The sequence below is a fragment of the Pseudomonas sp. NY15435 genome (genome assembly GCF_048068295.1).
Taxonomy (GTDB): Bacteria; Pseudomonadota; Gammaproteobacteria; order Pseudomonadales; family Pseudomonadaceae; genus Pseudomonas.
Genome location: NZ_JBLUQA010000002.1, coordinates 333,461 through 359,750 on the forward strand (window position 1 = coordinate 333,461; position 26,290 = coordinate 359,750).

The following is a 26,290-nucleotide window of genomic DNA, read 5'->3' on the forward strand; positions in this document are numbered from 1 at the left end:
CGGGGCCAAGGAGTGAAGCGTTGTTTCAGCGAACGCCGGTGTTACGCAGCGCTGCCGGGGTGAAGTCGGCCATGCTGGCCTTCTGGCCGAACTGGTAGCCGCGCTTCTCCTCGTTGTTCAGACCGAAGGTCACGTAGCGGCCGGCGAGGATGTCGTACAGCGACTCGGCGGCATAGCCGGTGGCGAGCTCGGTATAGAAGGTCATCTCGTGGCCCTCGCCGACGCGCCACAGTTGGCCGCGACCGTCGTACAACTCGGACACCGCGATCTGCCAGCTGTCCTCGTCGAGGTAGAAGTGGCGCTGACCGTAGATGTTGCGCTCGCCGGACTTCAGGGTGCCCACCACTTCCCATACGCGGTGCAGTTCGTAACGGGTCAGGTCCTGGTTGATGTGGCCCGGCTTGACGATGTCGTCGTACTTGAGCGCCGGCGAGTTCAGGCGATAGCTGTTGTACGGAATGTACATCTCGCGCTTGCCCACCAGTTTCCAGTCGTAACGGTCCGGGGCGCCGGAGAACATGTCGTAGTTGTCCGAGGTACGCAGGCCATCCGAGGCGGTGCCCGGACCGTCGTACGCAACCTGCGGGGCACGGCGCACACGGCGCTGGCCAGCGTTGTAGATCCACGCCAGGCGCGGTTCCTTCACCTGGTCCAGGGTCTCGTGCACCAGCAGGACGTTACCGGCCAGGCGCGCCGGCGCCGTTACCTGCTGCTTGAAGTAGGTGAGGATGTTGCCGGTCTTGCTGACATCCTGGTCACCCATGTTCTGCGGCACCGCGATCGATTCCTCGAAGCGGATCGGCGTGTAGCTGCCGTTGGTCTGCGGCACCACCTGTACTACCGAGCGGGAGATGTTGCCGCCGTGGTAACGGGTCAGGTGGTTCCACAGCGCCTGCACGCCGTTCTTGGGCAGCGGGAAGGCGTAGTAGCGGCTCTTCTCGAAGTTCTCCAGGCCATTGCCATCGTTGATCGGCTGGACGAACTCGGCGCTGCGCTTGATGGCGGCATAGATGTCATCGGGCAGCGCGAAGGTGCGGTGGGTCTTGTACACCGGGATCTTGTAGGTGTCCGGGTAGCGCTTGAACATCGCCAGCTGGCCGGCGGAGAGCTTGCCCTTGTACTGATCGGCGTTCTGCGCGGTGATGGTGAACAGCGGCTTCTCGTCGGCGAACGGGTCGGAGAGGAAGCCCTTGGCGTCCAGCTTGCCGGCGGTGCGGGAGATGCCGCCGGTCCAGGCCGGGATGCTGCCATCGGCGTTGCCTTCCTTCTGCGAGCCCATCGGCGTCAGGCTGGTGCCCAGCTTGGCCACTTCGTCGGCGGACACCGCCGCCATCACGCCGCAGGACAGCAGGCTCAGGGCCAGCGCGCCGCATTGGAGGATTCTTGTCGTTCTCATGTCGATTCCTTGAGCAGGCAGGTCAGAAGTTCACGCCGAAGCTGAGCGAAACGAAGTCCCGGTCGACGATGGTGTTGTAGTCGCCGCCAAAGAAGTTCGTGTAGTTCAGGCTCGCGGTGTAGGTGTTCTGGTAGTCCGCGTCGATACCGAGGCTGGCAGCCTTGCTGCCCTCGTTGAAGACCGGGCCGTAGCCGTGCACGTCGTGGGACCAGGCGAGGTTCGGCTTGAGGTTCACCCCGGCGAAGACGTTGTTGTAGTCCCAGATGGCGCGGGCGCGATAACCCCAGGACGACGAGGTGTAGAAGCCGCCGCTGCCGTACTCGTTCCGCGCGGTGGCGTTCTCCGGTACGCCGTAGACCGAGTCACGACCGTAGCGCTCGCCGACTTCATCGGTCATGCCGCCAACGTAGGTCATGCCGACTTCGCCCACCAGAGTGAGGCGGTCCGCGCCCATGGTCTGGTCGAAGAAGTGGGTGAAGGTGGTCTGTGCCTGGGTCACTTCCTTGCGCACGTAGCCGTGGCTGATGCGGTTGGCCTGAGCCAGCGCGCCGGCCGCACCACCACTGGTGAAGCCGCCGACCACGGTAGTGGCGAGCAACGGCGTCATGTCGGTGGTATTGAGCTGCAGCGGCATGTTCGGCCGGTAGCTGATCTCGCCGTTCCACGCAGTACCGGTGGGCAGGGTGGTGGAGAAGCTCAGACCGTACAGGCGGATGTCTTCCGGGTACTCCAGGAAGTAGTTGCCACGCCCCAGCAGCAGCGGCTGGGCCAGCGCGGCGCCACCGGGCACGGAGAGCGCGCGCAGGACATTGCCGATGTCAGCGGTGCCGGCGTTCTTCATGCTCACGATCGGCGTACGGCTGTGGTAGTTCATGGCGTAGGCGCCGTATTCCACGTCATCGCCCAGCCAGCGCAGGGCCAGGCCCCACTGACCGGAGTCACGTGCGTCACGGTCGGCACCACGCGGCACCATCAGGCCCTCGGGGGTGACGGTGACGCCCAGGGAATTGAGCAGTGCCTTGGTCGCCGGCGCATTCAGCGAATTGACCGTAGCCGGGTCGAGGATGTTGTAGTTGGTGTTGCAACCGTCGGCAGCGACGTCGGTGGTAGAGAAGAACGTGCCGCAGTTGTCCAGCACCGTCTGGTCCCACTCCAGCTGGTAGAAGCCTTCCACGGACAGCGCGTCGGTCAGGCTCTGCGACATGTACAGCATGTTCACCGGGATCAGGCCTTCCTTGATTTCCGAACCGGGACGGCGGAAGGCAGAGACATCAATGGGGTTGATGGTGTTGATGCTGTTGCCGATGAAGGTGCTTTCACCCCAGCTCACCACCTGCTTGCCCAGGCGCACGGTGCCCGGCATGTCGGCGATGGCGTAGTTGTAGTAGCCGAAGGCATCGAGCAGCTGCGCACCGGAAGACTTGGCGCCTTCCTTGCGGCCGTCGTCCGAAAGATCCTTGAAGGCAACGCCCTCGTCCTTCAGGCGGAAGTCATACCAGTACTTGCCCCGGGTGAACACGCCGAAGTCCCCGTACTTCAGCTCCAGGTCGTGGATGCCCTTGAAGATCTTCGAGAAGGTATGGCCCTTGCGGAAGTTCTGCCGGCCATCGTCGTTGGTCTGGGTCATGCCGTGGCCGCCGTTGGCGGCACCGATCAGATCCTCTTTCGGACTCTGGGTACTCCAGCTGGCCCCCACGGACAGACTGGAATCGAACTGTCCTTCGATTTCCCCGATATTGAAGTTGATTGCCTGAGCCTGGGTGGCGCATCCCAGGGCGACAGCAGTGGCGAGAAGTTGCGGTTGGAAGAATCCGCGCCTTGTTTTTGTTGTCATGCGGCTCTCCTGACGGTGTCTAGGTGGCCTTACCCTACTGAGCGACCTGACAGGGAGTAAGCGCTCCAAGGTGGTATTTGGCGTGTCGCCCGAAAGAGTGAATCCCCCCTCTGGGACAGGCTCTGGCGGGCGATATTGGTGCAGGCGATGACGGATCATCGAGACGATGGATAGTGCCTTGCACCCGGCAGGTGCTTTGCCACTACCCGAGAAGCGCCGTCTGGGGCATTCTTAGCCCCCTATGCATGCCATCGACCAACGCCCGACCGACAGCCACCTCACCGAGCAGACCCGCGAGGTGGTGCTGCGCTACCACCAGTGCTGGAAGCATCGCGACCTCGAAGCGGTGCTCGCGCTGTATCACCCGCAGGTGCAGTACAACGACTTCTTCCAGAACCGCACCCTGGGCTACACCGACCTGCGCGACTACGTGCAGGGCACCATGCCCAGCCGCCCGGAAGAATTCCTCGACCACATCGACCGCATCCGCGTGGACGGCGACACCGCCTTCATCCAGTACCGCATCGCGGTGACCCTGAGCGGGCGTCTGGCGACCTTCCATTCCAGCGAAGCGATCACCGTGCGTGATGGCCTGATCTGGCGCATCAACGAATACGCCTCGGTGGTACGCGAAGGCGGCGAAAGCCGTCCGCAGGCCATCGACCCGCGTCCGGCCACCAGCCGTCTGGGTCTCTCGCCGCGCCAGCTCAGCCAGTTGGCCAGCGACCTGGAGGACTACTTCAGCAAGAGCCAGCCGTACCTGGCGCCGGACCTCGACCTGACCCAGGTGGCCACCGCCACCGGCTACACACGCAACCAGATTTCCTACCTGCTCAACCAGGTGATGGGCCTGAGCTTCTATCAGTACGTCAACCAAACGCGCCTGACCCACCTGCTCAGCCAACTGCGCCCGCCGCTGCCCTCGCGCATCGACGAGCTGGCCTTCTCCGCCGGCTTCAACTCGCTCTCGGCCTTCTATCGCTGCTTCCGCCAGCAGACCGGCCAGTCCCCCCGCGAGTACCTCAAGCGCCTGCGCGAGGAACAGGCAGAGGCCTGATGCGCCCCTGCCGGCGGGTACGCGAGCAATCCTCGCGTACCCGCGCGCACGACAGAACCCCGCGCCAAATCTAGGCTTGCCGACATTCCCCCTTCTTCCTTTTGGAGTCGTCTATGTCGGCATGGCGTCATATCAGTCTGTGGATGAACCAGCTGGACGATGATCTCGTTCCGCGGCCGTCCCTGCAGGGCACCCTGGACGTCGATGTGGCCATCGCCGGCGCCGGTTACACCGGCCTGTGGACCGCCTACTACCTGAAGCTGCGCGCACCGCAGCTGAAGATCGCCATCGTCGAGGCCGAAACCGCCGGCTTCGGCGCCTCGGGCCGCAACGGCGGCTGGCTGATGGGCAACATGCTCGGCGAAGACCGCCTGCTCGCCGGCCTGTCGCCCGAGCAGCGCCGCGCATCCTATGACCTGCTGCACGACATCCCCGATGAAGTGGCCCGCGTCCTCGACCGCGAAGGTATCGACTGCGACTACCGCAAGGCCGGTGTGCTCTATACCGCCGCGCGCTATCCGGAGCAGGAAACCCGCCTGCGCGAGTACCTCGCCCACCTGCACGCCGAAGGCCTGACCGAAGACGACTACCGCTGGCTGAGCAAGAGCGAGCTGGCCGAGCAACTGCGCATTCCCAGCGCGCTGGGCGCCATCCACACCCCGCACTGCGCCACCATCGACCCGGCCAAGCTGGTCCGTGGCCTGGCTCGCGCCGTGGAACGCCAGGGCACGCAGATTTTCGAGAAGAGCCGCGTCACCCATTGGGCACCCGGCCTGCTGCGCACCGACCAGGGCGAACTGAAAGCCCAATGGGTGGTGCCAGCCATCGAAGGCTATGCCGCCGACCTGCCGCCGCTGGGCAACTACCAGTTGCCGGTGCAGAGCCTGCTGGTGGCCACCGAGCCACTGCCTGAATCGGTCTGGGCGGAGATCGGCCTCGACAAGGGCCAGGCCTTCAGCGAATTCAGCCGCCAGGTCACCTACGGCCAGCGTACCCCGGACAACCGCCTGGCCTTCGGCGCTCGCGGCGGCTACCGCTTCGGCGGCAAGCTGCGCAACGACTTCAGCCTGACCAACGATGAAGTGGAGCTGCGCCGCTACCTGTTCAGCGAGCTGTTCCCGCAACTCAAGGACGTGCGCATTACCCATACCTGGGGCGGCAACCTGGGCATGTCGCGGCGCTTCCACCCGCACATGCTGATCGACCGCCGCAACGGCATAGCGCTCGCCGGCGGCTACGGCGGCGAAGGTGTCGGCGCCACCAACCTGGGCGGCCGCACCCTTGCCGACCTGATCCTCGGCCAGGACAGCGCCCTCACCCGCCAGCCCTGGGTCATCAACGACCGCAGCGTGCAGGACGGCCTGCGTGGCTGGGAGCCCGAACCCTGCCGCTGGATCGGCTACAACGCCATCATCCGCAGCTTCGTGCACGAGGACGATGTGCTGGCCAACCCCCACAGCGCACCCTGGCGCCGCCGGCTGGCCGAGAAGGTCGCCGCCAGCATGGAAAACCTGATGACCTGGAAGGTCGGCTGAAGCGCCGCCCCTCCGATAAAGAACCCCACTGGAGCCCCGTATGAAACTGACCCACTTGAAAGACACCCTGCACGCGCAACTCGGTGAAGCCAACCCGGTGGCCGTGCCCCTGGGCGAGCCGATCTCGGAAACCCGAGTGGAATCCATCGAACGCCCAGACGGCGTGGAAACCGGCATCTGGGAATGCACCCCCGGTCGCTGGCGCCGCCAGATCGTCGAGCAGGAGTTCTGCCACTTCATCTCCGGCCGCGGCACCTTCACCCCGGACGGCGGCGAGCCGATCGCCTTCCAGGCCGGCGACGCCTTCCTGCTGCCGCAGAACAGCCTGGGCATCTGGGACATCCAGGAAACCGTACGCAAGACCTATGTGATCATCGAGCGCGACTGACCTGCTCTTCGTAGGAGCGAGCTTGCTCGCGAAGCCGATTCACCGACAGCGCCAGCGCTGGGCGGGTTCGCGAGCAAGCTCGCTCCTACAATCTGGGTGTCACCTTGATCAGAACTTCCCGTGCCGCCCTTCCCCGTCGGCGAAGCGTTTAGCCCCGTCCAAAGTCCATCGCGCGTGGGTCATCCAGAAACCACCCGCAAGACCTATGTGATCATCGAGCGCGATTGATCGGGCTGTTGGGGGGATGTGAGGGTCCAGCGCGCTGGCGTCTCCCTCTCCCTAACCCTGGAGCTCAGCCGATATCTGTAGGAGCGAGCTTGCTCGCGAATGGATTCACCGGTAGCGCCGGCGCTGGGGGGGAGTTCGCGAGCAAGCTCGCTCCTACAATCAGGGCGTCACCTTGATCAGAACTTCCCGTGCCGCCCTTCCCCGTCAGCGAAGCGTTTAGCCCCGCCCAAAGTCCATCGCGCGTGGGTCATCCAGAAACCACCCGCAAGACCTATGTGATCATCGAGCGCGATTGATCGGGCTGTTGGGGGGGGATGGGAGGGGCCAGCCCGCTGGCGTCTCCCTCTCCCTAACCCTGGAGCTCAGCCGATTTCTGTAGGAGCGAGCTTGCTCGCGAATGGATTCACCGGCAGCGCCAGCGCTGGGCGAGTTCGCGAGCAAGCTCGCTCCTACAGCCACAACGTCACTTCGATCAGAACTTCCCGTGCCGCCCTTCCCCGTCGGCGAAGCGTTTAGCTCCGTCCACCGTCTCGCCGCTTTCGATCACCGCCATCCCGCCCTGGAATTCGTTGGCCAGCGCCACGTCGAACGAGAGCTCCCATTGCGCGAACACGCTCGCCCGATCCGCCAGCATGCAGCGCTGCGGGAAGTCGGCGATCTCCCGCGCCAGTTCCTCCGCCGCTTCCAGCGCCGTCCCGCTCGCCACCACGCGATTGGCCAGCCCCATGGCGAACGCTTCCTGCGCCCCCACCGGGCGGCCGGTGAGGATCAGGTCCAGCGCCCGGCCCTGGCCGACAATGCGCGGCAAGCGCACGGTGCCGCCGTCGATCAGCGGCACGCCGAAGCGTCGGCAGAACACCCCGCACACGGCGTCCTCGGCCATTACCCGCAAGTCCGCCAGCAACGCCAGCTCCAGTCCGCCGGCCACGGCGTAGCCTTCGATGGCGGCAATCAGCGGCTTGGACAGTTGCATGCGGCTCGGCCCCATGGGCGCATCACCTTCGGTTTCCAGGCGGTTGCGCCGCTCGCCGTCCTCGGCCACGGCGGCGAGGTCCGCGCCTGCGCAGAAGGTCCCGCCGGCGCCGGTCAGCACGGCGACGCGGGCCTGCTCGTCCAGCTCGAACTCGCGCAGGGCATCGGCCAGCGCCTGGGCGGTAGGCCGGTCCACGGCGTTACGCACCGCAGGGCGGGCGATGACCAGGGTGGTCACCGGGCCGTTCTTCTGGATTATCACGCTCATGGCGAACTCCTCGGGCCGGGAAGCAGAAAAGCAAAGGGCCGGCTTTGAGCCGGCCCTTTCACCTTACTGCGTTCGCCGCCGTGGAACAGCCCCGCTGGCCGTTCCGCCGGTCAGGCTGGCCGGATCAACCGGCGTATTTCTGCAGGTTGGCCATCATCTCGCGCAATGCTTCGACGTTGTCCTTGGGATGCGCGGCGTTCTCGAAGTCGCAGATCTGCGCGAAGTTGGCCGCCACGTCCTCGACGCTGAAGCCCTCGCGCGGGTCGAAGCCCACTCCCAGGCTGCGCTCCCAGCGCACCTTGCCGATCCAGCCGCCGCCCACTTCGAACAGGCCGGAAGTTTCCTGGCAGGCCTCGCTGCCCAGGTACACCACCAGCGGGCTGACCAGCTCGGGCTTGAGCGCTTCGAACACTTGCGGCGGGATCAGGCCTTCGGTCATGCGGGTACCGCCGGTGGGGGCGATGGCGTTGACGAAGATGTTGTTCTTGCGACCTTCGATGGCGAGGTTGCGGGTCAGGCCGTAGAGGCCCAGCTTGGCCATGCCGTAGTTGCTCTGGCCGAAGTTGCCGTAGATGCCGGAGGTGGACGAGGTGAAGATCACCCGGCCGTAGCCCTGCTCGCGCATGAATGGCCAGGCCGCGCGGGTCACCTTGTAGGCGCCCTCGACGTGGACCTTGTAGACCAGGTCCCAGTCGGCGTCTTCCATCTTGTGGAAGGTCTTGTCGCGCAGGATGCCGGCGTTGTTCACCACCACGTCGATGCGGCCGAATTCCTCGACGGCCTGGCGGACGATCTTCTCGCCGTCGGTCACCGAATCGTGGTTGGCAATCGCAGTGCCGCCCGCTTCGCGGATTTCCGCGACCACACGGTCGGCAGCCGAGGCATTGGCGCCCTCACCGTGAGTACTACCACCCAGGTCGTTCACCACCACCTTGGCGCCGTGCTTGGCGAACAGCAGGGCGTGGGCACGGCCGATGCCGCCACCGGCTCCGGTAACGATCACGACTTTTCCGTCGAAACGCAGGGCATCACTCATGATTGGGGCTCCAGGCAGAATGGTTTTTTTCGAGTGTCCGGCAGTCACGATCCGGTCACAACCAAGACGACCAAGGCTGAATGGTGCTCGATAAGGCCAGGGGATGATCCGTCAGCGCATCGGCATGTTCAGGTCATCGCGCGGGCCGAGCTTGAACAGCCACCAGTCGTACTCGCTCCAGAACAGCAGCAGGCCGAAAGCCGGCAACAGTGCCAGCGCGCCGAGGGCGGCGGGCACCCAGTTCTGCGTGATCCAGGCGTAGTAGCCGCCGGCCGCGCAGGCTCCGACCAGCACCAGGAGCACGGGAATGGCGACGAAGGCGAAATCCCGACGCAGGTGCAGCAGTGCCCGGTACAGCAGCGAACCCTGCGGCTGGCGGACAGGAATGACGGATTTGAGTGGCATGGCAGCGACCTCCGGCTGGACAAAAACCGGGGAAGCTACCGCTGCCACTCAGGGCCGATCTATCAGTCAGTTCCTAATCTGCAGGTGGATCGGTCCTTAACTACGGTGCCCGTTCCTGTCGGAACGCCAGATAATGCTGTAGCACCTGCTCCGGCGTCTCGACCTGCGGGTAGTGGCCGATACCGGGCAGTTCGACGGTGTCCGGCTGCGGGATCAGTTCGCGGTAACGCGCCACCATGTGCGCGCCGGAGATTGGATCTTCCGGGCCGTCGATCAGGCGCAGCGGCACCGACGTGCGTTGCATCGCGCCGACCCAACGTTTGCGGTGCTGGCGACGGTCCAGGATGTAGTGGATCAGCCGGTGCATGACGCGCGGCCCGTCGTTATGGCGGATCAGCTCCCAGAAGGCATCCAGCTCCGCTTCGGACGGTTGAGTCTGCGGGCCGAACACCTTGGCGAAGTTCTGCGCCAGGCGCTTGCGGTCGAACAGCCGGCCGAACAGCGAACCGAAGGGGCTGAGCAGCAGTTTCTGCGACAACACCGCGCGGTGGGTCTCCGGAAACAGCCCGCCATTGAGGAAGACGAGCGACGCCAGGGCGAAACCGCCTTCCTCGTGCCGCGCCAGCAGCTCCTGGCCGACACTGTTGCCGTAGTCATGCACCAGCAGGTGAACTGGCTCATGCACGCCCAGGTGCTCCAGCAACGCCTGTTGCAGGTCGGCCTGTTCGAGGATGCGGTAGTCGTGCCCCTTGGGTTTGGCCGAATCGCCGAAGCCGAGCATGTCGCAGGCGATCAACCGATACCGCTCGGCCAGCGGTTGCCAAAGGTAATGCCAGTCCCAGGAGGCGGTAGGGAAACCGTGGACCAGCAGCAGTGGAGCGCCGCTGCCGGCGCTCCAGTAACGTATTGCCCTGTCTTGCCGATCATTGGCACGGAAGGTGAAGTCGCGGCCCTGCGCGCGCCAGTCGCGCAGGGCGATGCCGGCCAGCGCCATCAGTCGCGGTAGCCGGGGTTCTGCAGGTCCAGCTTGCGCAGCAGTGCCGGCCACGCCAGCGCGCCGCCCATGCCCTGCTTGCTCTTGGTCACGGCGGCGGCCATGGCGCGGGCGCCATCGAGAATCTGCTGCGGGATCATGATCAGTTCGGCGCCGCCGCCCTGGGCCAGCACCTGGATCTCGCAGGCGCGCTGCAGGGTGAACATCATCAGGAAGGTGTCGGCGATGGTCGCCGAGCAGGTCAGCAGGCCGTGGTTGGGCAGGATCATGAAGTTGGCTTCGCCCAGGTCCGCCTGCAGGCGTGCCTTCTCGTCATGGTTCAGCGCCACGCCCTCGTAGCCGTGGTAGGCCAGGCTGGAAAGGACGAACAACGATTGCTGGGAAATCGGCAGCAGGCCCTGCTGCTGCGCGGAGACAGCGATACCGGCGGCAGTGTGGGTGTGCAGGACGCAGGCGACGTCGTGGCGGACATCGTGGATGGCGCTGTGGATGGTGTAGCCGGCCGGGTTGATGTCGTACGGGCTGTCCATCAGCTTCTTGCCCGAGGCGTCCACCTTCACCAGGCTCGACGCGGTGATCTCGTGGAACATCATGCCGTAGGGGTTGATCAGGAAGTCCTCAGTTCCGGGGACCTTGGCGGAGATGTGGGTGAAGATCAGATCGTCCCAGCCCTGCAGGGCGATCAGCCGGTAGCAGGCGGCGAGGTCGACGCGGGTCTGCCATTCGGCGGCGGAGACCTGATCCTTGACGTTCACGGTGGGCAGCGGATGAGCGGCGTGCATGGTCGGTAGCCTCTTCGTTGTTGTTAGATGGCGCAGTCTAGTCAGCGCGGCGGGATATCGACTGTCACGGAACTGACAGTTTCCTCTGGCAGTGTCTGGCGAATGTTCCCCTATAAGCACGGGCCGACAACTTGCCTTGCGCAAGCGGTTTCCCAACCTATAGTGGGCAAAGTCGGTTCCAACGGCGCAGTAAGACACGGCGCCCCGGCGACTCCCTCCAAAAGCGCTATCCAGACAGTGCGGCAGCCAGCTCGCACGTCAGGGCTGGCGGAAGCGTGCGCGAATTTCATCCCTGCCCCGGCGCCCCTTTCGGCGTCGCCGACTCATTTGGCAACATTTCGCAATATCTTTCGCAATGCGTTCGAGAAGTACCCGGGAGTCGGGAGGAGACTCCAGTTCGGCAAACGAGGCAGCCGACGTGAAACGAACCGCCATCATGCAGCCCTATTTCTTTCCATACCTGGGCTACTTCAGCCTGATCAAGCACACCGACCTGTTCGTCCTGTTCGACACCGTGCAGTACATCCACCACGGCTGGATCGAACGCAATCGCATCCTCAAGCAGCAGGACGGCTGGTCATATATCCGCGTGCCGCGGATCAAGCACCACCGAGAGACGCTGATCAAGGACGTGCTCCTGGACAACCGCCAGGATTGGCGCCGCACCCTGTTCTCGCAACTGGACGTGTACCGCAAGGTCGCGCCCTATTACCGCGACGTACGGGAGATGATCGCCGCCTCGCTGGATCACCCCTTCGAGGACATCGTCTCGCTGAACAAGTGCACCCTGGAAGCGACCTGTTCCTACCTCGGCTTCCCGCGGCAGATGCCGGTGCTCTCGCGCATGGAACTGCCGATGGAGCGGCCGACCGCGCCGGACGAATGGGCGCTGAACATCTGCAAGGCGCTGGGCAATGTGGAGGAGTACTGGAACCCGCCGGGCGGGCAGAGCTTCTTCGACCGCAGCAAGTACGACGCCGCCGGGCTGACCCTGCGCTTCCAGGAGCCGAAGATCACGCCCTATGAACAGAAGCGCCCGACCTTCGAGGCGGGCCTGTCGATCATCGACGTGATGATGTTCAACTCTCCCGCCGACACCTCGCGCATGCTCGATGCCTACCAGCTGAGCTGAGCCTTCCTATAGGCACCAGGCCAGGACCGGCGCCATCAGCAGGTTGAACAGCCCGGTCAGCACCATCAACAGCCCCGCCGCCGAACCTTCTTCCCCGCCGAACTCATAAGCCCGACTGGTGCCCGCCCCGTGGGCGCCAACGCCCAGCAGCGCGCCACGGGCCAGGGCGGAGCGCAGGTGCAGCAGTTTCATCAGTACACCGCCGATCAGCGCACCAAATACCCCGGTGATCATCACGAAAGCGGCGGTCAACGCAGGAACGCCACCCAGGTCGTGGGACATCTCCATGGCGAACGGCGTGGTGATTGAGCGCGGGATCAGCGACAGGGTCACCTGGCCGTCCAGCGCCAGCGCATGGGCCAGCGCCCAGGAACTGCCGATGGCCATGGTGGTACCGGCCAGCATGCCGGTCAGCAGGGCCGGCCAGTGGCGGGCGAGCAAGGCGCGCTGCTGCCAGATCGGAATGGCGAAGGCCACTGTGGCCGGGCCGAGCAGCGCCACCAGCCAGCTGGTGTCACGGGCGTAGTCGGCGTAGCGCGCCTGCATCGGGATCGCCAGGGCAAACAGCAGCACCGGGACGAAGACGATGGGCGAGAGCCAGTACTGCTGGAAGCGGCGGTAGAGGGTACGGCTGAGCAGGTATCCGCCGAGGGTGACGGCCAACCAGAACAGGGCTTGCTTATCGAGGCTCATGGCGCGAACTCCTGTTGCACATCCATTCCACCGCCAGTGCGGTGGAGAGCATCACCATCACGGTGCTGGCGGTGATCACCAGCAGAATCTTCCAGCCGTCGCTGCGCAGCAGCGGGCCATAATCCAGCAGGCTCATCAACGCGGGGATGAAGAACAACAGCATCTCCGCCAGCAGCAGGCCGGCACCGCCCTGCAGCAGAGCCGGGCGGATCGCGCCGCAGGCGAACAGCACCAGCAGCAGCGCCAGACCGATCACCCCGCCCGGCAGCGGCAGGCCGGTGAGCGTGGCGATCCAGCCGCCGACCCACCAGAAGGCGGCGAGGACGGCGAGTTCGAAAATCAGGCGGGCGGCGCGGCGGAACATGGCGGCGATCTCGATGCGTTGAGCGGGTGGAGAAATCGGTTGGGAATGGCGCAAAGCCTACGCCCGCGCCTATCATCCCCAAAGCGAATAGATCGAATCGGAGCCATTCCAGAATGGAATTCAAGCAGCTGCGCACCTTCGCCGAAGTCGTGCGCCACGGTAGTTTCACCCAGGCGGCGGTGCACCTTAACGCCAGCCAGTCGGCGGTGAGCAAGCAGATTGCCCAGCTCGAACAGAGCCTGCGCGTACAACTGCTGGAGCGCAGCGGCCCGCACATTCGCCTGACCGCCGCCGGCGAAGTAGTACTGCGCCGCGCCGAAGACATGCTGCGCCTGCGCCGCGAACTGCACACCGAGCTGGATGACCTTACCCAGTTGCACCGCGGCGAACTGCGTCTGGGCCTGCCGCTGTTGGGCGCCGACGCGCTGTTCGCCGGGCGCTTCGCCGAATACCGGCGACGCTACCCGAACATCGACGTGCACCTGATCGAGGGCGGCAGCAAGACCATGGAAGAGATGGTCCACAGCGGCGAACTGGAGCTGGGCGGCGGCCTCACACCGGACGATCCCGGCTTCGACTGGCAGCCCTTCTGCAACGAGCCGCTGGACGTCCTGCTACCCTCCGCCCACCCGTTGGCCGGGCGGGAAAGCCTGGCGCTGAAGGAGCTGTCCGATACGCCTTTCCTGCTCTACCAGCAGAGTTTCACGCTCAACGACCGCTTGCTGCGCGCCTGCCGCGAGGCTGGTTTCGAGCCGAAGGAAGGCGGCCGCAGCGGTCAGGCAGATTTTCTCGGCGCACTGGTCGCCGCCGGGCAAGGCGTGGTACTGCTGCCGCGCGTGGTGGCAAAGGATCTGGAGCGGCCAGGGTTGGTGCGCGTGCTGCTGAGCCAACCGGACCTGCACTGGGATATCAGCTTCATCTGGCGGCGTGATGCGTATCTGTCGAACGCGGCCAAGGCGTGGCTAGGATTGATGCTGGAGATGCCGTTGCATCCGGCAGGCACGGCGTGATGCGGGTTCGCGAGCAAGCTCGCTCCTACAAGAGAGCGCTCAGGTGCCAACCTGTAGGAGCGAGCTTGCTCGCGAACCTGATCAGAGCAGCTCGGGAAACTCGCCGACCAGCTTCGGCCACGCCCGCTGCGCATCGGCATCATCGGCCAGCAGCCCGAACCCGGCAAACTCGAACGCCGGCGAAACGGTACAACCCACCAGCACGTAATCGCCCAGGCAGCGCGCCGCCTGCCAGGCATGGGCCGGCACAGCGCGTTGCGGCAGACTGCCCTCGCCCACCGGGCCAAGGGTTTCAATGCGCACGGCGGACTCCGGAGCGTCGGCGGTCAGCAACTCCAGTGGCGAACCTTCGTGGAAGTGCCAGAGCTCGTCAGCATCCACACGGTGCCAGCGGCTGACAGTGCCGGCAGGCAGGAGAAAGAGAATGGCCGACGATTGTGGCCGGCCATCGGCGCCCTTCAGAGCGGATTCGAACACGCGCCGGTAGAAACCGCCCTCGGGGTGCGGGGCGAGCTGCAGCGTATCGACCAGGTAGCGGGCGCGGGGATGCATCAGGCCTTCAGCGCGCTGATGAACTCAGCCAGCCACGGTTCGGAGTCGGTTTCCTGGTCCACCGTCTCGCTGCCATCCAGGCGCAGCATCGGCACCACTTCCGTTACCCCCAGTTCAGCGAACAGCTCGCGCACCTGCTCGCCTCCGCCGCAGTAGGTATCGCCATAGCTGGAATCGCCCAGCGCCAGCACGCCGCCAGGGCGACCGCGCCAGTCGGCGGGCAGGCGATCGCGGATGGCGTGGAACAGCGGCTGGAAACTGTCGGGCAGATCGCCCATGCCGGTGGTGGAGGTCACCACCAGGAAGGCTTCGGGAGCGAATTCGACCATCGCATCCAGAGTGGCGCGGGGGTCGAACCAGGCTTCAAAGCCAGCGGCTTCGAGCAGGCGCTTGGCGTGACGCGCGACTTCTTCGGCGGTGCCGTAGACCGATCCGGACAGGATGGCGACTTTCATGTTCACTCCCACAAGGCAAGACAAGGCCGCCCATTATGCCCCATCCGTGCCGCACCGCGCCGGGGCTGGTATAGTTTTGCCCTACCCGGCCGCTCGGATATTGTCTCGCGCGGCCTTTCCAAGGATTTTCGCGAGGCGCGCATGGGCCAGACCCCAGCCCCCATCCTGATCACCGGCGCCAGCCAGCGCATCGGCCTGCATTGCGCGAAACGCCTGCTGCAGGACGGCCAGCCGGTCATCGCGACCTATCGCCAGGAAAAACCCGGCATTGCCGAACTGCGCGAGCTGGGCGCCACCTGCCTGCACGCCGAGTTGGCCGATGAAGCCGGCATCCTTGCCTTCATCGACGAGCTGAAATCCCACACCCAAAGCCTGCGCGCGATCCTCCACAACGCCTCCGCGTGGATTGGCGACACGCCCGGCGAGGAAGCCCAGGCCTTTGAATCGCTGTTCCGCCTGCACATGCTCGCGCCCTACCTGATCAACCTGCGTTGCGCGCCATTGCTCGAACGCGACGCCAGCGAGCGAGGCGCCCCGGCGGATATCATCCACCTCTCCGACGACGTCGCCCGCAAGGGCAGCGCCAACCGCATCGCCTACTGCGCCAGCAAAGCCGGCCTGGACAACCTCACGCTGTCCTTCGCCGCGAGCCTCGCACCGCGCATCAAGGTCAACGGCATCGCGCCGGCACTGATCATGTTCAACGACGGCGACGACGACGCCTACCGCGCCCGCACCCTGGCGAAATCCGCCATGGGCATCGAGCCGGGCCCGGACGTGATCTACCAGAGCGTGCGCTACCTGCTCGACAGCCCCTACGTGACCGGCACCACCCTGACCGTCAACGGCGGCCGGCACCTCAAATGACCCGCCCGGCGCGGGCACGAGGAACTCCCACCATGATCGAAGACATATCTCACCACTACCGTGAGATTCTCAAAGGGCTCGGCGAAGACCCGACCCGCGAAGGTCTGCTGGACACCCCCAAGCGCGCGGCCAAGGCCATGCAGTACCTCTGCCACGGCTACGGGCAGACGCTGGAGGAAATCGTCAACGGCGCGCTGTTCGCCTCGGACAATGACGAGATGGTCATCGTCAAGGACATCGAGCTCTACTCGCTGTGCGAACACCACCTGCTGCCCTTCATCGGCAAGGCCCATGTGGCGTACATTCCCACCGGCAAGGTGCTGGGCCTGTCGAAGGTCGCGCGCATCGTCGACATGTTCGCGCGTCGCCTGCAGATCCAGGAGAGCCTGACCCGCCAGATCGCCGAGGCGGTCCAGCAGGTCACCAGCGCCGCCGGCGTGGCGGTGGTGATCGAAGCGCAGCACATGTGCATGATGATGCGCGGGGTGGAGAAGCAGAACTCGGTGATGAACACTTCGGTGATGCTCGGCGCGTTCCGCGCGTCCACCAATACCCGCCAGGAATTCCTGCAACTGATCGGACGGAGCAAGTGAAATGACGCAACTGGAGCCGGGCATGGCGCGAATCCGGGTCAAGGATCTGCGCGTGCGCACCTACATCGGCATCAAGGAGGAGGAAATCCTCAACAAGCAGGATGTGCTGATCAACCTCACCATCCTCTACCCCGCCGGTGACGCGGTGCAGGTCAACGACATCGACCACGCGCTGAACTACCGCACCATCACCAAGGCGATCATCGCCCACGTGGAAGAGAACCGCTTCGCCCTGCTCGAACGCCTGACCCAGGAGCTGCTCGACCTAGTCATGGCCAACCCGGCCGTGCACTACGCCGAAGTGGAAGTGGACAAGCCCCACGCCCTGCGCTTCGCCGAGTCGGTGTCCATCGCCCTCGCTGCCCAGCGCTGAGCGTCCGGCGCCAGCAGTACGCCCGTGCCAGTCGGCCAACGGGCGTTGCTGGCAGATCGCCCGCCTCTTAGAATCTCGCCAGCCCCGCCATGCGCCTCCGATGCGCCCTTGTTGAGAGACCTGCCATGACCGAGCCGATGAACCTGACCGACGAGCAGCGCACCGAACTGGAAGCCGCCGCGTTCCGCACCCTGGTGCAGCACCTGCGTACCCGCAAGGACGTGCAGAACATCGATCTGATGAATCTTGCCGGGTTCTGCCGCAACTGCCTGTCCAAGTGGTACAAGGCAGCGGCGGACGACATGGGCCTGCCTGTCAGCCCGGATCAGGCCCGCGAAGAGATCTACGGCATGCCTTACGCCGAATGGAAGGCCAAGTACCAGACGGAAGCGACCCCTGCCCAGCAGACGGCCTTCGATAACGCGAAGAAACACTAAGAGTTTGCCTTGATGACCCTGACCGATTTCCGCTCGCGCCTGCGCAGCGAGCAGCACCTGTTCACCGATACCCTGGCGTACATCGCCGAGCACTACAGCTACACCCCCAGTGCCTTCACCAACGGCAGCGTGGAAAACCCCGCCGGGCAGAACGAAGGTTCCTGCAAGACCCTGGGCTTCGCCATTCTCGAAGGCCTGAGCGAAGAAGAATCGCTGCTGGCGTTCGGCGAGCACTACCGCGCGGTGCGCGAGCACCCCGAGGGCACCGACCACGCCAACATCCGCGCCCTGCAGAACACCGGGCTGGCCGGCGTCAACTTCGAGCGCCAGCCGCTGTCGCGCCGCGGCTGAGGTTTTAGCTCGATGAAAAAGCCCCGCTAATGCGGGGCTTTTTTATTTCGCGCGTCACGGTCTGCACCTGTAGGAGCGAGCTTGCTCGCGAACCTGCCAGGTAGGCGTTGTGCGGTTCGCGAGCAAGCTCGCTCCTACGAGAAGCCAGGCCTAAGCCCCAGTACGTAGGGCGAATAACGGTTTGCGCGCTATCCGCCCTGCAACGATCCCTTTTCCCGCGATGCGGACAGAAAAAGGCCCCGCATAGCGGGGCCTTTTTTATTTCGCGCGCCACGGTCTGCACCTGTAGGAGCGAGCTTGCTCGCGAACCTGCCAGGTAGGCGTTGTGCGGTTCGCGAGCAAGCTCGCTCCTACGAGAAGCCAGGCCTAAGCCCCAGCACGTAGGGCGAATAAGGGGTTGCGCGCTATCCGCCGTGCAACGATCCCTTTTCCCGCGATACGGGCAGAAAAAGGCCCCGCATAGCGGGGCCTTTTTTATTTCGCGCGTCACGGTCTGCACCTGTAGGAGCGAGCTTGCTCGCGAACCTGCCAGGTAGGCGTTGTGCGGTTCGCGAGCAAGCTCGCTCCTACGAAGAGCCAGGCCGAAACCCCGATACGTGGGGCGGATAACGTTTGCGCGCTATCCGCCCTGCAACGATCCCTTTTCCCGCGATACGGACAGAAAAAGGCCCCGCATAGCGGGGCCCCTTCCTGCACGCCGGCTCTTCGGGCCGTTACAGGGAATCCAGATAACGTTCCACATCCAGCGCGGCCATGCAGCCGGCGCCGGCGGAGGTGATCGCCTGGCGGTAGACGTGATCCGCCACGTCGCCGGCAGCAAATACACCGGGAATGCTGGTCGCTGTGGCGTTGCCGTCACGGCCGCCGTTCACCACCAGGTAGCCGTCCTTCAGCTCGAGCTGGCCTTCGAACAGCGAGGTGTTGGGCGTGTGGCCAATGGCAACGAACAGGCCGTCGACCGCAAGCTCCGAAGCTTCTCCATCGTTGTGGCGCAGGCGCACGCCGGTAACGCCCATGTCGTCGCCCAGCACTTCTTCCACCTGGGCGTTCAGGCGCAGCTCGATCTTGCCTTCGGCGATACGCGCACGCAGTTTGTCCTGCAGGATCTTCTCGGCGCGGAAGCTCTCGCGGCGATGCACCAGGGTCACCTTGCTGGCGATGTTGGCCAGGTACAGCGCTTCTTCCACGGCGGTGTTGCCGCCGCCGACCACCGCTACTTCGCGGTTGCGATAGAAAAAGCCGTCGCAGGTGGCGCAGGCGGATACGCCCTTGCCCATGAAGCTTTCTTCCGAGGGAAGGCCCAGGTATCGCGCACTGGCACCGGTGGCGATGATCAGTGCATCGGCGCTGTACGTGCCGCTGTCGCCCTTGAGCACGAAGGGTTTGCCAGCCAGGTCGACACCGTGGATGTGGTCAAAGACGATTTCGGTCTCGAAGCGCTCGGCGTGTTCCTGCATCCGCTGCATCAGCGCGGGGCCGGTCAGGCCGTGGGGATCGCCTGGCCAGTTGTCGACCTCGGTGGTGGTGGTCAGTTGGCCGCCGGCCTGCATTCCGGTGATCAGCAGCGGCTTGAGGTTGGCGCGGGCAGCATAGACCGCGGCGCTGTAGCCCGCAGGCCCGGAACCCAGAATGATGACGCGCGCGTGACGATCAGACATGACAGCCTCCAGTGCTCGGATGAGGAGCGGGGGTGCAAAAGAAAAGGGAGCTGCCAAAGCACCAGGGGGAAGGTTGGGAGGGCGGCAGCTCCACGTAAAAGTTTCTTGCGCGGACCGCATGGCCCGGAGACCGTGGGCAATGCGGTGTGACCTGAGTCACGCTTTGCATTGTCCCGAAGAACTCCGGGAAACCCTTGAGATAAGTCAGGGATTTCCGCAGTCGCCCTCGGCTCCTTGAGATAAGTCAGGGAGTGTCGGATCGACCCTCGAACTCGTTCGATACCACATGGCGCGCAGCTTATCGCCGCCGCCAGGTCCTGCTGAAATGCCCAATCTCAATGCCCCTCATAGGCTGTCCCTATGCGACGGGCGCCCATTGCCTGGATGGCTAGACTCAAGCAAACCAAAGGTCACCAGTACCACCATGAACCTTCGCGCCCGCCTGCTATGGCTGTGCCTGCCCCTGTTCACTGCGAGCCTCGCAGGGGTCTGGCTGCTGTCGGACATGATCCTGCTCGACCGCTTCGATCGCGGGGACCGCCAGCGCCTGGCCGACGAGGTGCGCATCGTCCACAACCGCATCGCCTACGAGAAACAGCGCAACCTCGATATCGTCCACAGCTACGCCTGGTGGGACTCCAGCTACCAGTTCATGCGCCTGCCGCAGGCGCGCTTCGTCGAGGACAACCTCGACCAGGACCTGCTCGGCATCCTCGGCTTCGACTATGTGCTCTACGTCGACCGCGACGGCCACATACTCGCCCAGCAATGGAAGCTCGACGAACTGCCCCAGCGCTTCCCCGGCCAGCAAGTGCCGGACGCCAATCAGCTGCGCCGCAGCATCCTGGAAACGGCGCTGCGGCTGGGCGCGCTGGACATGGACGACGACCCGCGCCACAGCCTCGACCAGTTGCTGCAGGTGGAGGGTGTTCCGCAACTGCTGCTCAGCTACCCGATCAGCAATACCTCCGGCACCGCCAAGCCCGCCGGCGCGGTGATCGCCGGCGTGCTGCTGGACAACGCGCGCATGTCCAACCTGCAGACCCAGATGGGCGCGACCCTGCGCCTGGTGCAGGACCAGGTGCTGGAGAAGGACTGGCGTACCCTGAACATCCCCACCGGGCGCGGCGCCACCCTGCTCAGCCCGCGGCGCCTGCTGGACGAGAACAGCCAGCAGATGTCGCTGCTCTATCTCGACTCCCGTGGCAAACCGCAACTGCGCCTGGAACTCACCAGCCCCCGGCCGCTGTACCAGCAAGGCCGACAGGCCGTGCGCCTGTTCCTCTACCTGACCCTGGCCCTGCTTGGCGGCGCCACCCTGCTCGCCTACATCGCCCTGGAGTTCCGCATCATCCGCCGGGTCACCACCATGAACCGCGAAGTCGCGGTCATCGGCCAGGACGACACCCCCTCGCGGCTGAGCCCGCAAGGGGCGGATGAACTGGGCCAGCTGGCCACCGAGATGAACCGCACCCTCGACCGCCTGGAACAAAGCGAGGCGCGGGACCGGGCGATCCTCGACGCGATCCGCGACGGCTACTTCGAGATGGACACCCGGGGCGTCATCCGCACCCTCAACCCCGCGCTATGCCGCATGCTCGGCTACGACGCCGAGCAGCTGGACGGCCAGCACTTCAGCATCCTGCTGCAGGAGGATGACCTGCGCCGCGCACAGGGCCTCTACCAGCAGGCCCGCGACGATGAGCAGGAAACCACCTTCTCCGCCCCCTTCAAGCGCCGCGACGGCCGGCTGGTGAGCTGCGAGACGCGGCTCTCGGCGATCCGCGACGCCCACGGCGAGTTCCTCGGGTTCCGCGGGATCCTGCGCGACATCAGTGACCAGGTGGCCTACCAGAAACAACTGATCGACCTGGCGTACCGCGATACCCTCACCGAACTGGGCAACCGCAAGGCCTTCAATGAGCAATTGCAGCACGCGGTCGTGCACAGCAACCGGGTGGCCCTGCTGTACATCGACCTGGACCGCTTCAAGCAGGTCAACGACCGCTTCGGCCATGCCATCGGCGATGCATTGCTCAGCACGGTGGGCGAGCGCATGCGCGGCAGCCTGCGCCAACCGGACCAGGCCTTCCGCCTGGGCGGCGACGAGTTTGCCGTGTTGCTGGAGAACGCCGAGCCGGAACAGGCCGAAGCCCTCGGCACACGCCTGCTGAGCGTATTGGGCGGCGCCTACCATCTGGGCGGCCAGGTGATCGATTTCGTCACCCCCAGCATCGGCATTGCCTTCTACCCGCAGGATGCCGGCGACGCCGATGCCCTCACCCGCGCCGCCGACATTGCCATGTACCAGGCCAAGCAGGACCGCAACCGCTGCAATCGCTATACGCCCGCCTGAGAGCGGCAGGGAGAACACATACCCGGCAAAACAGACGGCTCGCCGGTCGTTCGCCGGGTCTGCTAAGGTCGCCAACGGTTCACACCTGGAGATGCCAATGTCCACCCTGAGCGGCCCGCAATACCTCAGCGAAGGCCTGAAACTGATGATGCGCCCCGGCCTGCGGCTGTTCGTCCTGCTGCCCCTGAGCATCAACATCCTGCTGTTCGTCGGCCTGATCGGCTTTGCCATCAACCAGTTCAGCCACTGGGTCGACTGGCTGATGCCGACCCTGCCGGACTGGCTGAGTTTCCTGCAGTTCATCCTCTGGCCGCTGTTCGTGGCGCTGGTGCTGCTGATCGTGTTCTTCACCTTCACCATGATCGCCAACATCATCGCCGCGCCCTTCAACGGCTTCCTGGCGGAGAAGGTCGAGGTGGTGGTGCGCGGCACCGACGACTTCCCCGAGTTCAGCTGGGGCGAATTGATGGCCATGGTGCCGCGCACCATCGGCCGCGAGCTGCGCAAGCTTGGCTACTTCCTGCCGCGTGCCATCGCGCTGTTCATTCTCAGCCTGATCCCCGGCCTGAATCTGATCGCCGCACCGCTCTGGCTGATTTTCGGCGTGTGGATGATGGCCGTGCAGTACATCGACTACCCGGCGGACAACCACAAGCTGGGCTGGAACGAGATGCTCGCCTGGCTGCGCAGCAAGCGCTGGGCGTGCATGGGTTTTGGCGGCATCACCTACCTGGCGCTGCTGATCCCGGTGGTCAACCTGGTCGCCATGCCCGCCGCCGTGGCCGGCGCGGTGCTGTTCTGGGTGCGTGAAGGCGGCGAGAAGGCGCTGGTGAAGTAACCGGTTCCCGCTCCTCGGCGGCTGTCACCTATCGATCATCGCATTGTCATCGGCGCGCCACCGCGCGCCGGGACACTGCGAGCATGACCACGACTCCCCTGCGCATCGCGCTGATCAGCGAAACCTTTCCGCCGGAAATCAACGGCGTCGCCAACACCCTTGGCCGGCTGGCCTCGGGGCTGTTGCGCCTCGGACACCAGATCCAGGTCGTGCGCCCGCGCCAGCAGGGCGATGAAGGCCGTCACAGCGACGGCGAACTCGTGCTCACCCGCGGCTGGCCGCTGCCAGGCTATCCCGGCCTGCAATGGGGCCAGTCGTGCCTGCACAAGCTGCTGCGCCACTGGAATCGCTTCCCCCCGGATGTACTCTACATCGCCACCGAAGGTCCGCTCGGCCTCGCCGCCCTGCGCGCCGCGCGGCGTCTGCGGATTCCGGTGATCAGCGGCTTCCATACCAATTTCCAGCAGTACAGCGCGCACTACGGCTTCGGCCCGCTGATGCGCCTGGTCACGCTGTACCTGCGCTGGTTCCACAACCGCACCCAGCAGACCCTGGTGCCAAGCGCCAGCCAGTCCATGGAGTTGCAGCGACGCGGCTTCGAACGCCTGGCGCAGCTGTCGCGCGGCGTCGACAGCCAATTGTTCAACCCTGTCCGGCGCGATGAAGCGCTGCGCCGCGAATGGGGCCTGGGCGAGCGCGATATCGCCGTGCTGCACGTCGGCCGGCTGGCCGCGGAGAAGAACCTCTCGCTGCTGGGCAGCAGCTTCCGCGCCCTGTGTGCAGCGCATCCGCAACTCAAGCTGCGGCTGGTGATAGTCGGCGACGGCCCGCAGCGCGCGCACTTGCAGAAGGACCTGCCCGAAGCGGTGTTCTGCGGCCTGCAACGTGGCGAGGAACTGGCCCGGCGTTACGCCAGCGGCGACCTGTTCCTCTTCCCAAGCCTGTCGGAAACCTTCGGCAACGTGGTGCTGGAAGCGCTGGCCTCAGGGCTGGCGGTGGTTGCCTTCGACCAGGCGGCCGCCGGCCAGCACATCCGCCACGGGCACAATGGCGTGCTGGGCGTGCCGGGAGAAGAACAGAGCTTCTTCGAGGCCGCGAGCTGGCTGCTGGGAGACCCGGAGCGGTTGCGCCGGGTGCGTCTCAACGCGCGTCACCACGCCATCCATCAGGCGTGGGACACGGTGGTCGAGCGTTTCGAAGGATATCTGCAGGAAGCCTGCCGCGCAGGCCTGCCGGGGAAGAATCCCGGCAGCCTGGGCCATCCTGAAGCTCACAAGTAGCGGTCAGGCGAAGGGCTTGGGCTCGGCAGCGAAGGACAGACTCATGGCACCAGCGCCGAGGTTGATTCCGCCGGTGGGGCTGAGCATTGCCAGGTGCACCTGCACGCCCTTGGCCTGGCAGGCCGCTTCCAGCGCGGCGAAACCGGGCAGGTCACGCAGGGCGGTGGGATCGCCGGCATAGCTCAGGCACATCTGCGGCGCCAGCAACTCGCCCGCCTCGACCCGCGCGCGGGCAAAGTTGAGCAGACGCTCAGCGGATTTTTCGTAGTTCGGCGACACCGAAACCGGCTTGTCCTCGCCCTGCACCAGGCTCAGAACCGGCTTCATGTCCAGCATCGAACCCAGGCCGAGGAAGGCACCGCGCAGACGATCGCCGATGCTGCTGCGGTCGCCCTTCTGGAATCCACGGCGGCGGATGTGCCCCAGGTCGCTGGCGACCAGGAAGGTGTTCATCTGCTGGCTGAGCTGTTCAAGGCGGGTGCGCACAGCGTTGGGGTGCTGGTCTTCGCCGAGCAGGCGCACGCCTTCGGCGGCCAGCACGGCGAGGCCGGCGAACACCGTCTGGCTGTCGATCACCCGCAGCGCGAACGGCCCGGCAATACCGGCGGCGGCGCGGCGCTCCTTGTAGCTCTGCAGCAGGCTGAAGGAAGCCTGGGTGGCGTGCTCGAAGATCGGACTGCGCTGGCTGGTCACAGTCAGACAGATCACGTAGTCGAAATCGGTGACCAGCTGCTCCAGAAACCAGTCGTGGGTCTGCGCCGGCGTCAGCGGTTCGCTGCCATCCTCGGGGCCGACCTTGGGCAGGTCCTGGGAATAGAACTTGAGGGTAGTGTCGGGGTCGCGGTCATCGACGATGCGACGCTCACCCACACGGATACCGATGGGCAGCACGCGAATATTGTTGGCAGCAAGGAATTCGGGGGGAAGGTCGCAGGTTGCATCGACTACCAAGCCGATCCGCATGACTTACTCCTATGGCCGTCTCCCGGCCTATTGTTGTGTGAACGCGTTCATACTCTGCCCGTTTCGGACTGGGAAGTCAGCATGCGGAAAGGTGGGTCTCGGAAAAGATTTGTAAACGCCTAGGACGGCGCTTTCAGACCATTCAGACAATCAATGATTCGCCATAACCGGCGCAAACCTTGTAGGAGCGAGCTTGCTCGCGAACGGGTTCCGCCGCGGACTCGGTTCGCGAGCAAGAACCGGACGTCGCCCTCGATCCTACGAAAAGCAAAAGCCCCTGGCACCTTCGATGCCAGGGGCTTTTTCACATCAGGTCGCGAATCAGGCCAGCGACATCAGCGCATCACGGCTGAAGGGCTTGATGTCCGCCAGGCGGCCGTCACGCACTTTCACCGCCCAGTCCGGGTCGACCAGCAGGGCGCGGCCGACGGCCACCAGGTCGAACTCTTCCTTGTTCAGGCGCTCCAGCAGTCCATCGATGCCGGACGGCTGGGCGACTTCCTCGGTGTTGCCGAAGAAGGCCAGGAACTCGCTGCCATCCAGGCCGACGTTACCGACAGTGATGGTCGGCTTGCCGGTGAGCTGGCGGGTCCAGCCCGCCAGGTTGAGGTCGGAGCCTTCGAATTCCGGAATCCAGAAGCGGCGGGTGGAGCAGTGGAAGATGTCCACGCCGGCATCCGACAGCGGCTTGAGGAAGGCTTCCAGCTCTTCGGCGGTCTGCACCAGGCGGGCGCTGTAGTCCTGCTGCTTCCACTGGGAGAAGCGGAAGATGATCGGGTAGTCCGGGCCGACCGCGGCGCGCACGGCCTGGATCAGCTCGATGGCGAAGCGCGAACGGTTGGCCAGGCTGCCACCGTATTCGTCGGTGCGTTTGTTGCTGCCGTCCCAGAAGAACTGGTCGATCAGGTAGCCGTGGGCGCCGTGGATTTCCACGCCATCCATGCCGATGGCCTTGGCGTCGACGGCGGCCTGGGCGAAGGCGGCGATGACTTCCTGGATGTCTTCCTTGGTCATCTCATGGACCAGCACGGTGCCGTCCTTGACCTTGCCGCTGGGGCCGTAGCCCGGAACGCTGGCGTCCGGCTCGGTACCCAGGCGGCGCACGGCGCCGACGTGCCACAGCTGCGGGACGATCTTGCCGCCTTCGGCGTGCACGGCGTCGACCACCTGCTTCCAGCCGGCCAGGGCATCTTCACCATGGAAGCGCGGCACGTTCGGGTAGCCATTGGCGGCCTTGTGGTTGACCGTGGTGCCTTCGGTGACGATCAGGCCGACACCGGCGGCGGCGCGGCGGCGGTAGTACTCGACCACCTGGGCGTGGGGTACGCCGCCCGGGGTGAAGTTGCGGGTCATCGGCGCCATCACGATACGCGTGGGCAGTTCCAGGCCGCCCAGGCGGAAGGGTGAGAACAGGGTGTTTACGGATGCAGTCATTGCAGTCTCCATGACGACCAGGCGACCGGTCGTCTCACT

At 65.1% G+C, this 26,290-nt stretch carries 27 protein-coding genes; 13 read left to right on the top strand and 14 right to left on the bottom strand.

Annotation, left to right across the window (positions count from 1 at the left end):
• Positions 1-25: 25 nt before the first annotated feature.
• A complete protein-coding gene (locus ACNFH5_RS05655) occupies positions 26-1,396 on the bottom strand; it encodes a DUF1329 domain-containing protein (protein WP_416744712.1) in 1,371 nt (456 codons plus the stop codon).
• Between the two features lie 22 nt (positions 1,397-1,418).
• Positions 1,419-3,230, bottom strand: coding sequence for a DUF1302 domain-containing protein (locus ACNFH5_RS05660; protein WP_416744713.1), 1,812 nt, complete (start codon positions 3,228-3,230; stop codon positions 1,419-1,421).
• A gap of 304 nt (positions 3,231-3,534) precedes the next feature.
• On the opposite strand from ACNFH5_RS05660, the gene ACNFH5_RS05665 reads away from it, so the two are divergent.
• The 3 genes from ACNFH5_RS05665 (at position 3,535) to ACNFH5_RS05675 (ending at position 6,210) form a co-directional block, all read left to right on the top strand.
• Entirely contained in the window at positions 3,535-4,287 is a 753-nt protein-coding gene (locus ACNFH5_RS05665) for a helix-turn-helix domain-containing protein (RefSeq protein WP_416744956.1), read from the top strand.
• 113 nt (positions 4,288-4,400) lie between these two features.
• The gene (locus ACNFH5_RS05670) at positions 4,401-5,822 is read left to right on the top strand and encodes an NAD(P)/FAD-dependent oxidoreductase (RefSeq protein WP_416744714.1); all 1,422 of its coding nucleotides are present in this window, start codon (positions 4,401-4,403) and stop codon (positions 5,820-5,822) included.
• A 40-nt stretch (positions 5,823-5,862) separates the two neighbouring features.
• Positions 5,863-6,210, top strand: coding sequence for a cupin domain-containing protein (locus tag ACNFH5_RS05675; protein ID WP_416744715.1), 348 nt, complete (start codon positions 5,863-5,865; stop codon positions 6,208-6,210).
• A gap of 700 nt (positions 6,211-6,910) precedes the next feature.
• Here the strand turns inward: ACNFH5_RS05675 and ACNFH5_RS05680 are convergent.
• The 5 genes from ACNFH5_RS05680 to ACNFH5_RS05700 all read right to left on the bottom strand — a co-directional run bounded on the left by ACNFH5_RS05680 (position 6,911) and on the right by ACNFH5_RS05700 (position 10,895).
• Positions 6,911-7,678: a crotonase/enoyl-CoA hydratase family protein gene (locus tag ACNFH5_RS05680; protein WP_416744716.1), complete on the bottom strand. Its 768-nt coding sequence runs from the start codon at positions 7,676-7,678 to the stop codon at positions 6,911-6,913.
• 124 nt (positions 7,679-7,802) lie between these two features.
• A complete protein-coding gene (locus tag ACNFH5_RS05685; RefSeq protein ID WP_081516240.1) occupies positions 7,803-8,714 on the bottom strand; it encodes an SDR family oxidoreductase in 912 nt (303 codons plus the stop codon).
• A gap of 111 nt (positions 8,715-8,825) precedes the next feature.
• On the bottom strand, positions 8,826-9,119 hold the full coding sequence (locus ACNFH5_RS05690; RefSeq protein ID WP_416744717.1) for a hypothetical protein: 294 nt from the start codon (positions 9,117-9,119) through the stop codon (positions 8,826-8,828).
• 100 nt (positions 9,120-9,219) lie between these two features.
• On the bottom strand, positions 9,220-10,113 hold the full coding sequence (locus ACNFH5_RS05695) for an alpha/beta fold hydrolase (protein WP_416744718.1): 894 nt from the start codon (positions 10,111-10,113) through the stop codon (positions 9,220-9,222).
• Entirely contained in the window at positions 10,113-10,895 is a 783-nt protein-coding gene (locus tag ACNFH5_RS05700; RefSeq protein WP_416744719.1) for a class II aldolase/adducin family protein, read from the bottom strand. Before ACNFH5_RS05700 ends, ACNFH5_RS05695 begins: the two co-directional genes overlap by 1 nt.
• Before the next feature lie 418 nt (positions 10,896-11,313).
• On the opposite strand from ACNFH5_RS05700, the gene ACNFH5_RS05705 reads away from it, so the two are divergent.
• Positions 11,314-12,027, top strand: a complete 714-nt coding sequence (locus tag ACNFH5_RS05705) for a WbqC family protein (RefSeq protein ID WP_416744720.1) — start codon at positions 11,314-11,316, stop codon at positions 12,025-12,027.
• Between the two features lie 6 nt (positions 12,028-12,033).
• Here the strand turns inward: ACNFH5_RS05705 and ACNFH5_RS05710 are convergent, their stop codons facing one another.
• Together ACNFH5_RS05710 and ACNFH5_RS05715 are read right to left on the bottom strand one after the other, a co-directional pair.
• Entirely contained in the window at positions 12,034-12,720 is a 687-nt protein-coding gene (locus tag ACNFH5_RS05710) for an LrgB family protein (protein ID WP_416744721.1), read from the bottom strand.
• Positions 12,707-13,084, bottom strand: a complete 378-nt coding sequence (locus ACNFH5_RS05715; protein WP_416744722.1) for a CidA/LrgA family protein — start codon at positions 13,082-13,084, stop codon at positions 12,707-12,709. Before ACNFH5_RS05715 ends, ACNFH5_RS05710 begins: the two co-directional genes overlap by 14 nt.
• A gap of 113 nt (positions 13,085-13,197) precedes the next feature.
• Here ACNFH5_RS05715 and ACNFH5_RS05720 point away from each other — a divergent pair, with 113 nt between their 5' ends.
• Positions 13,198-14,094 (top strand): LysR family transcriptional regulator, encoded by an 897-nt coding sequence (locus ACNFH5_RS05720; protein ID WP_416744723.1) that lies wholly within the window; start codon positions 13,198-13,200, stop codon positions 14,092-14,094.
• A gap of 81 nt (positions 14,095-14,175) precedes the next feature.
• Here the strand turns inward: ACNFH5_RS05720 and ACNFH5_RS05725 are convergent, their stop codons facing one another.
• Positions 14,176-14,646 carry a cupin domain-containing protein gene (locus ACNFH5_RS05725; protein WP_416744724.1) on the bottom strand — a complete coding sequence of 157 codons (471 nt, stop codon included), beginning with the start codon at positions 14,644-14,646 and terminating at the stop codon, positions 14,176-14,178.
• The gene (locus ACNFH5_RS05730) at positions 14,646-15,101 is read right to left on the bottom strand and encodes a flavodoxin (RefSeq protein WP_416744725.1); all 456 of its coding nucleotides are present in this window, start codon (positions 15,099-15,101) and stop codon (positions 14,646-14,648) included. Before ACNFH5_RS05730 ends, ACNFH5_RS05725 begins: the two co-directional genes overlap by 1 nt.
• Before the next feature lie 141 nt (positions 15,102-15,242).
• Between ACNFH5_RS05730 and folM the strand changes: the two genes are divergently transcribed.
• The 5 genes from folM to ACNFH5_RS05755 all read left to right on the top strand — a co-directional run bounded on the left by folM (position 15,243) and on the right by ACNFH5_RS05755 (position 17,722).
• On the top strand, positions 15,243-15,968 hold the full coding sequence (gene folM, locus ACNFH5_RS05735) for a dihydromonapterin reductase (RefSeq protein ID WP_416744726.1): 726 nt from the start codon (positions 15,243-15,245) through the stop codon (positions 15,966-15,968).
• A 32-nt stretch (positions 15,969-16,000) separates the two neighbouring features.
• A complete protein-coding gene (gene folE / locus ACNFH5_RS05740; RefSeq protein WP_416744727.1) occupies positions 16,001-16,561 on the top strand; it encodes a GTP cyclohydrolase I FolE in 561 nt (186 codons plus the stop codon).
• 1 nt (position 16,562) lies between these two features.
• Entirely contained in the window at positions 16,563-16,934 is a 372-nt protein-coding gene (gene folX, locus ACNFH5_RS05745; protein WP_416744728.1) for a dihydroneopterin triphosphate 2'-epimerase, read from the top strand.
• A 125-nt stretch (positions 16,935-17,059) separates the two neighbouring features.
• Positions 17,060-17,371 (top strand): DUF1244 domain-containing protein, encoded by a 312-nt coding sequence (locus tag ACNFH5_RS05750; protein ID WP_138522088.1) that lies wholly within the window; start codon positions 17,060-17,062, stop codon positions 17,369-17,371.
• Positions 17,372-17,383: 12 nt separating this feature from the next.
• Positions 17,384-17,722 (top strand): HopJ type III effector protein, encoded by a 339-nt coding sequence (locus ACNFH5_RS05755; protein ID WP_416744729.1) that lies wholly within the window; start codon positions 17,384-17,386, stop codon positions 17,720-17,722.
• Between the two features lie 713 nt (positions 17,723-18,435).
• On the opposite strand, the gene trxB is transcribed toward ACNFH5_RS05755, so the two are convergent.
• The gene (gene trxB / locus ACNFH5_RS05760; RefSeq protein WP_416744730.1) at positions 18,436-19,380 is read right to left on the bottom strand and encodes a thioredoxin-disulfide reductase; all 945 of its coding nucleotides are present in this window, start codon (positions 19,378-19,380) and stop codon (positions 18,436-18,438) included.
• Positions 19,381-19,804: 424 nt separating this feature from the next.
• Here trxB and ACNFH5_RS05765 point away from each other — a divergent pair, with 424 nt between their 5' ends.
• From ACNFH5_RS05765 to ACNFH5_RS05775, 3 genes are all read left to right on the top strand, one after another.
• Positions 19,805-21,736, top strand: a complete 1,932-nt coding sequence (locus tag ACNFH5_RS05765; RefSeq protein ID WP_416744731.1) for a diguanylate cyclase domain-containing protein — start codon at positions 19,805-19,807, stop codon at positions 21,734-21,736.
• Between the two features lie 97 nt (positions 21,737-21,833).
• The gene (cysZ, locus tag ACNFH5_RS05770; RefSeq protein WP_233298985.1) at positions 21,834-22,574 is read left to right on the top strand and encodes a sulfate transporter CysZ; all 741 of its coding nucleotides are present in this window, start codon (positions 21,834-21,836) and stop codon (positions 22,572-22,574) included.
• An 83-nt stretch (positions 22,575-22,657) separates the two neighbouring features.
• Positions 22,658-23,854 carry a glycosyltransferase family 4 protein gene (locus ACNFH5_RS05775; RefSeq protein WP_416744732.1) on the top strand — a complete coding sequence of 399 codons (1,197 nt, stop codon included), beginning with the start codon at positions 22,658-22,660 and terminating at the stop codon, positions 23,852-23,854.
• Positions 23,855-23,857: 3 nt separating this feature from the next.
• Here ACNFH5_RS05775 and ACNFH5_RS05780 read toward each other — a convergent pair whose 3' ends face one another.
• Entirely contained in the window at positions 23,858-24,817 is a 960-nt protein-coding gene (locus ACNFH5_RS05780; RefSeq protein WP_416744733.1) for a DegV family protein, read from the bottom strand.
• Between the two features lie 321 nt (positions 24,818-25,138).
• Complete coding sequence (locus tag ACNFH5_RS05785; RefSeq protein WP_416744734.1) at positions 25,139-26,251, bottom strand: NADH:flavin oxidoreductase; 1,113 nt, start codon at positions 26,249-26,251, stop codon at positions 25,139-25,141.
• Positions 26,252-26,290 lie beyond the last annotated feature (39 nt).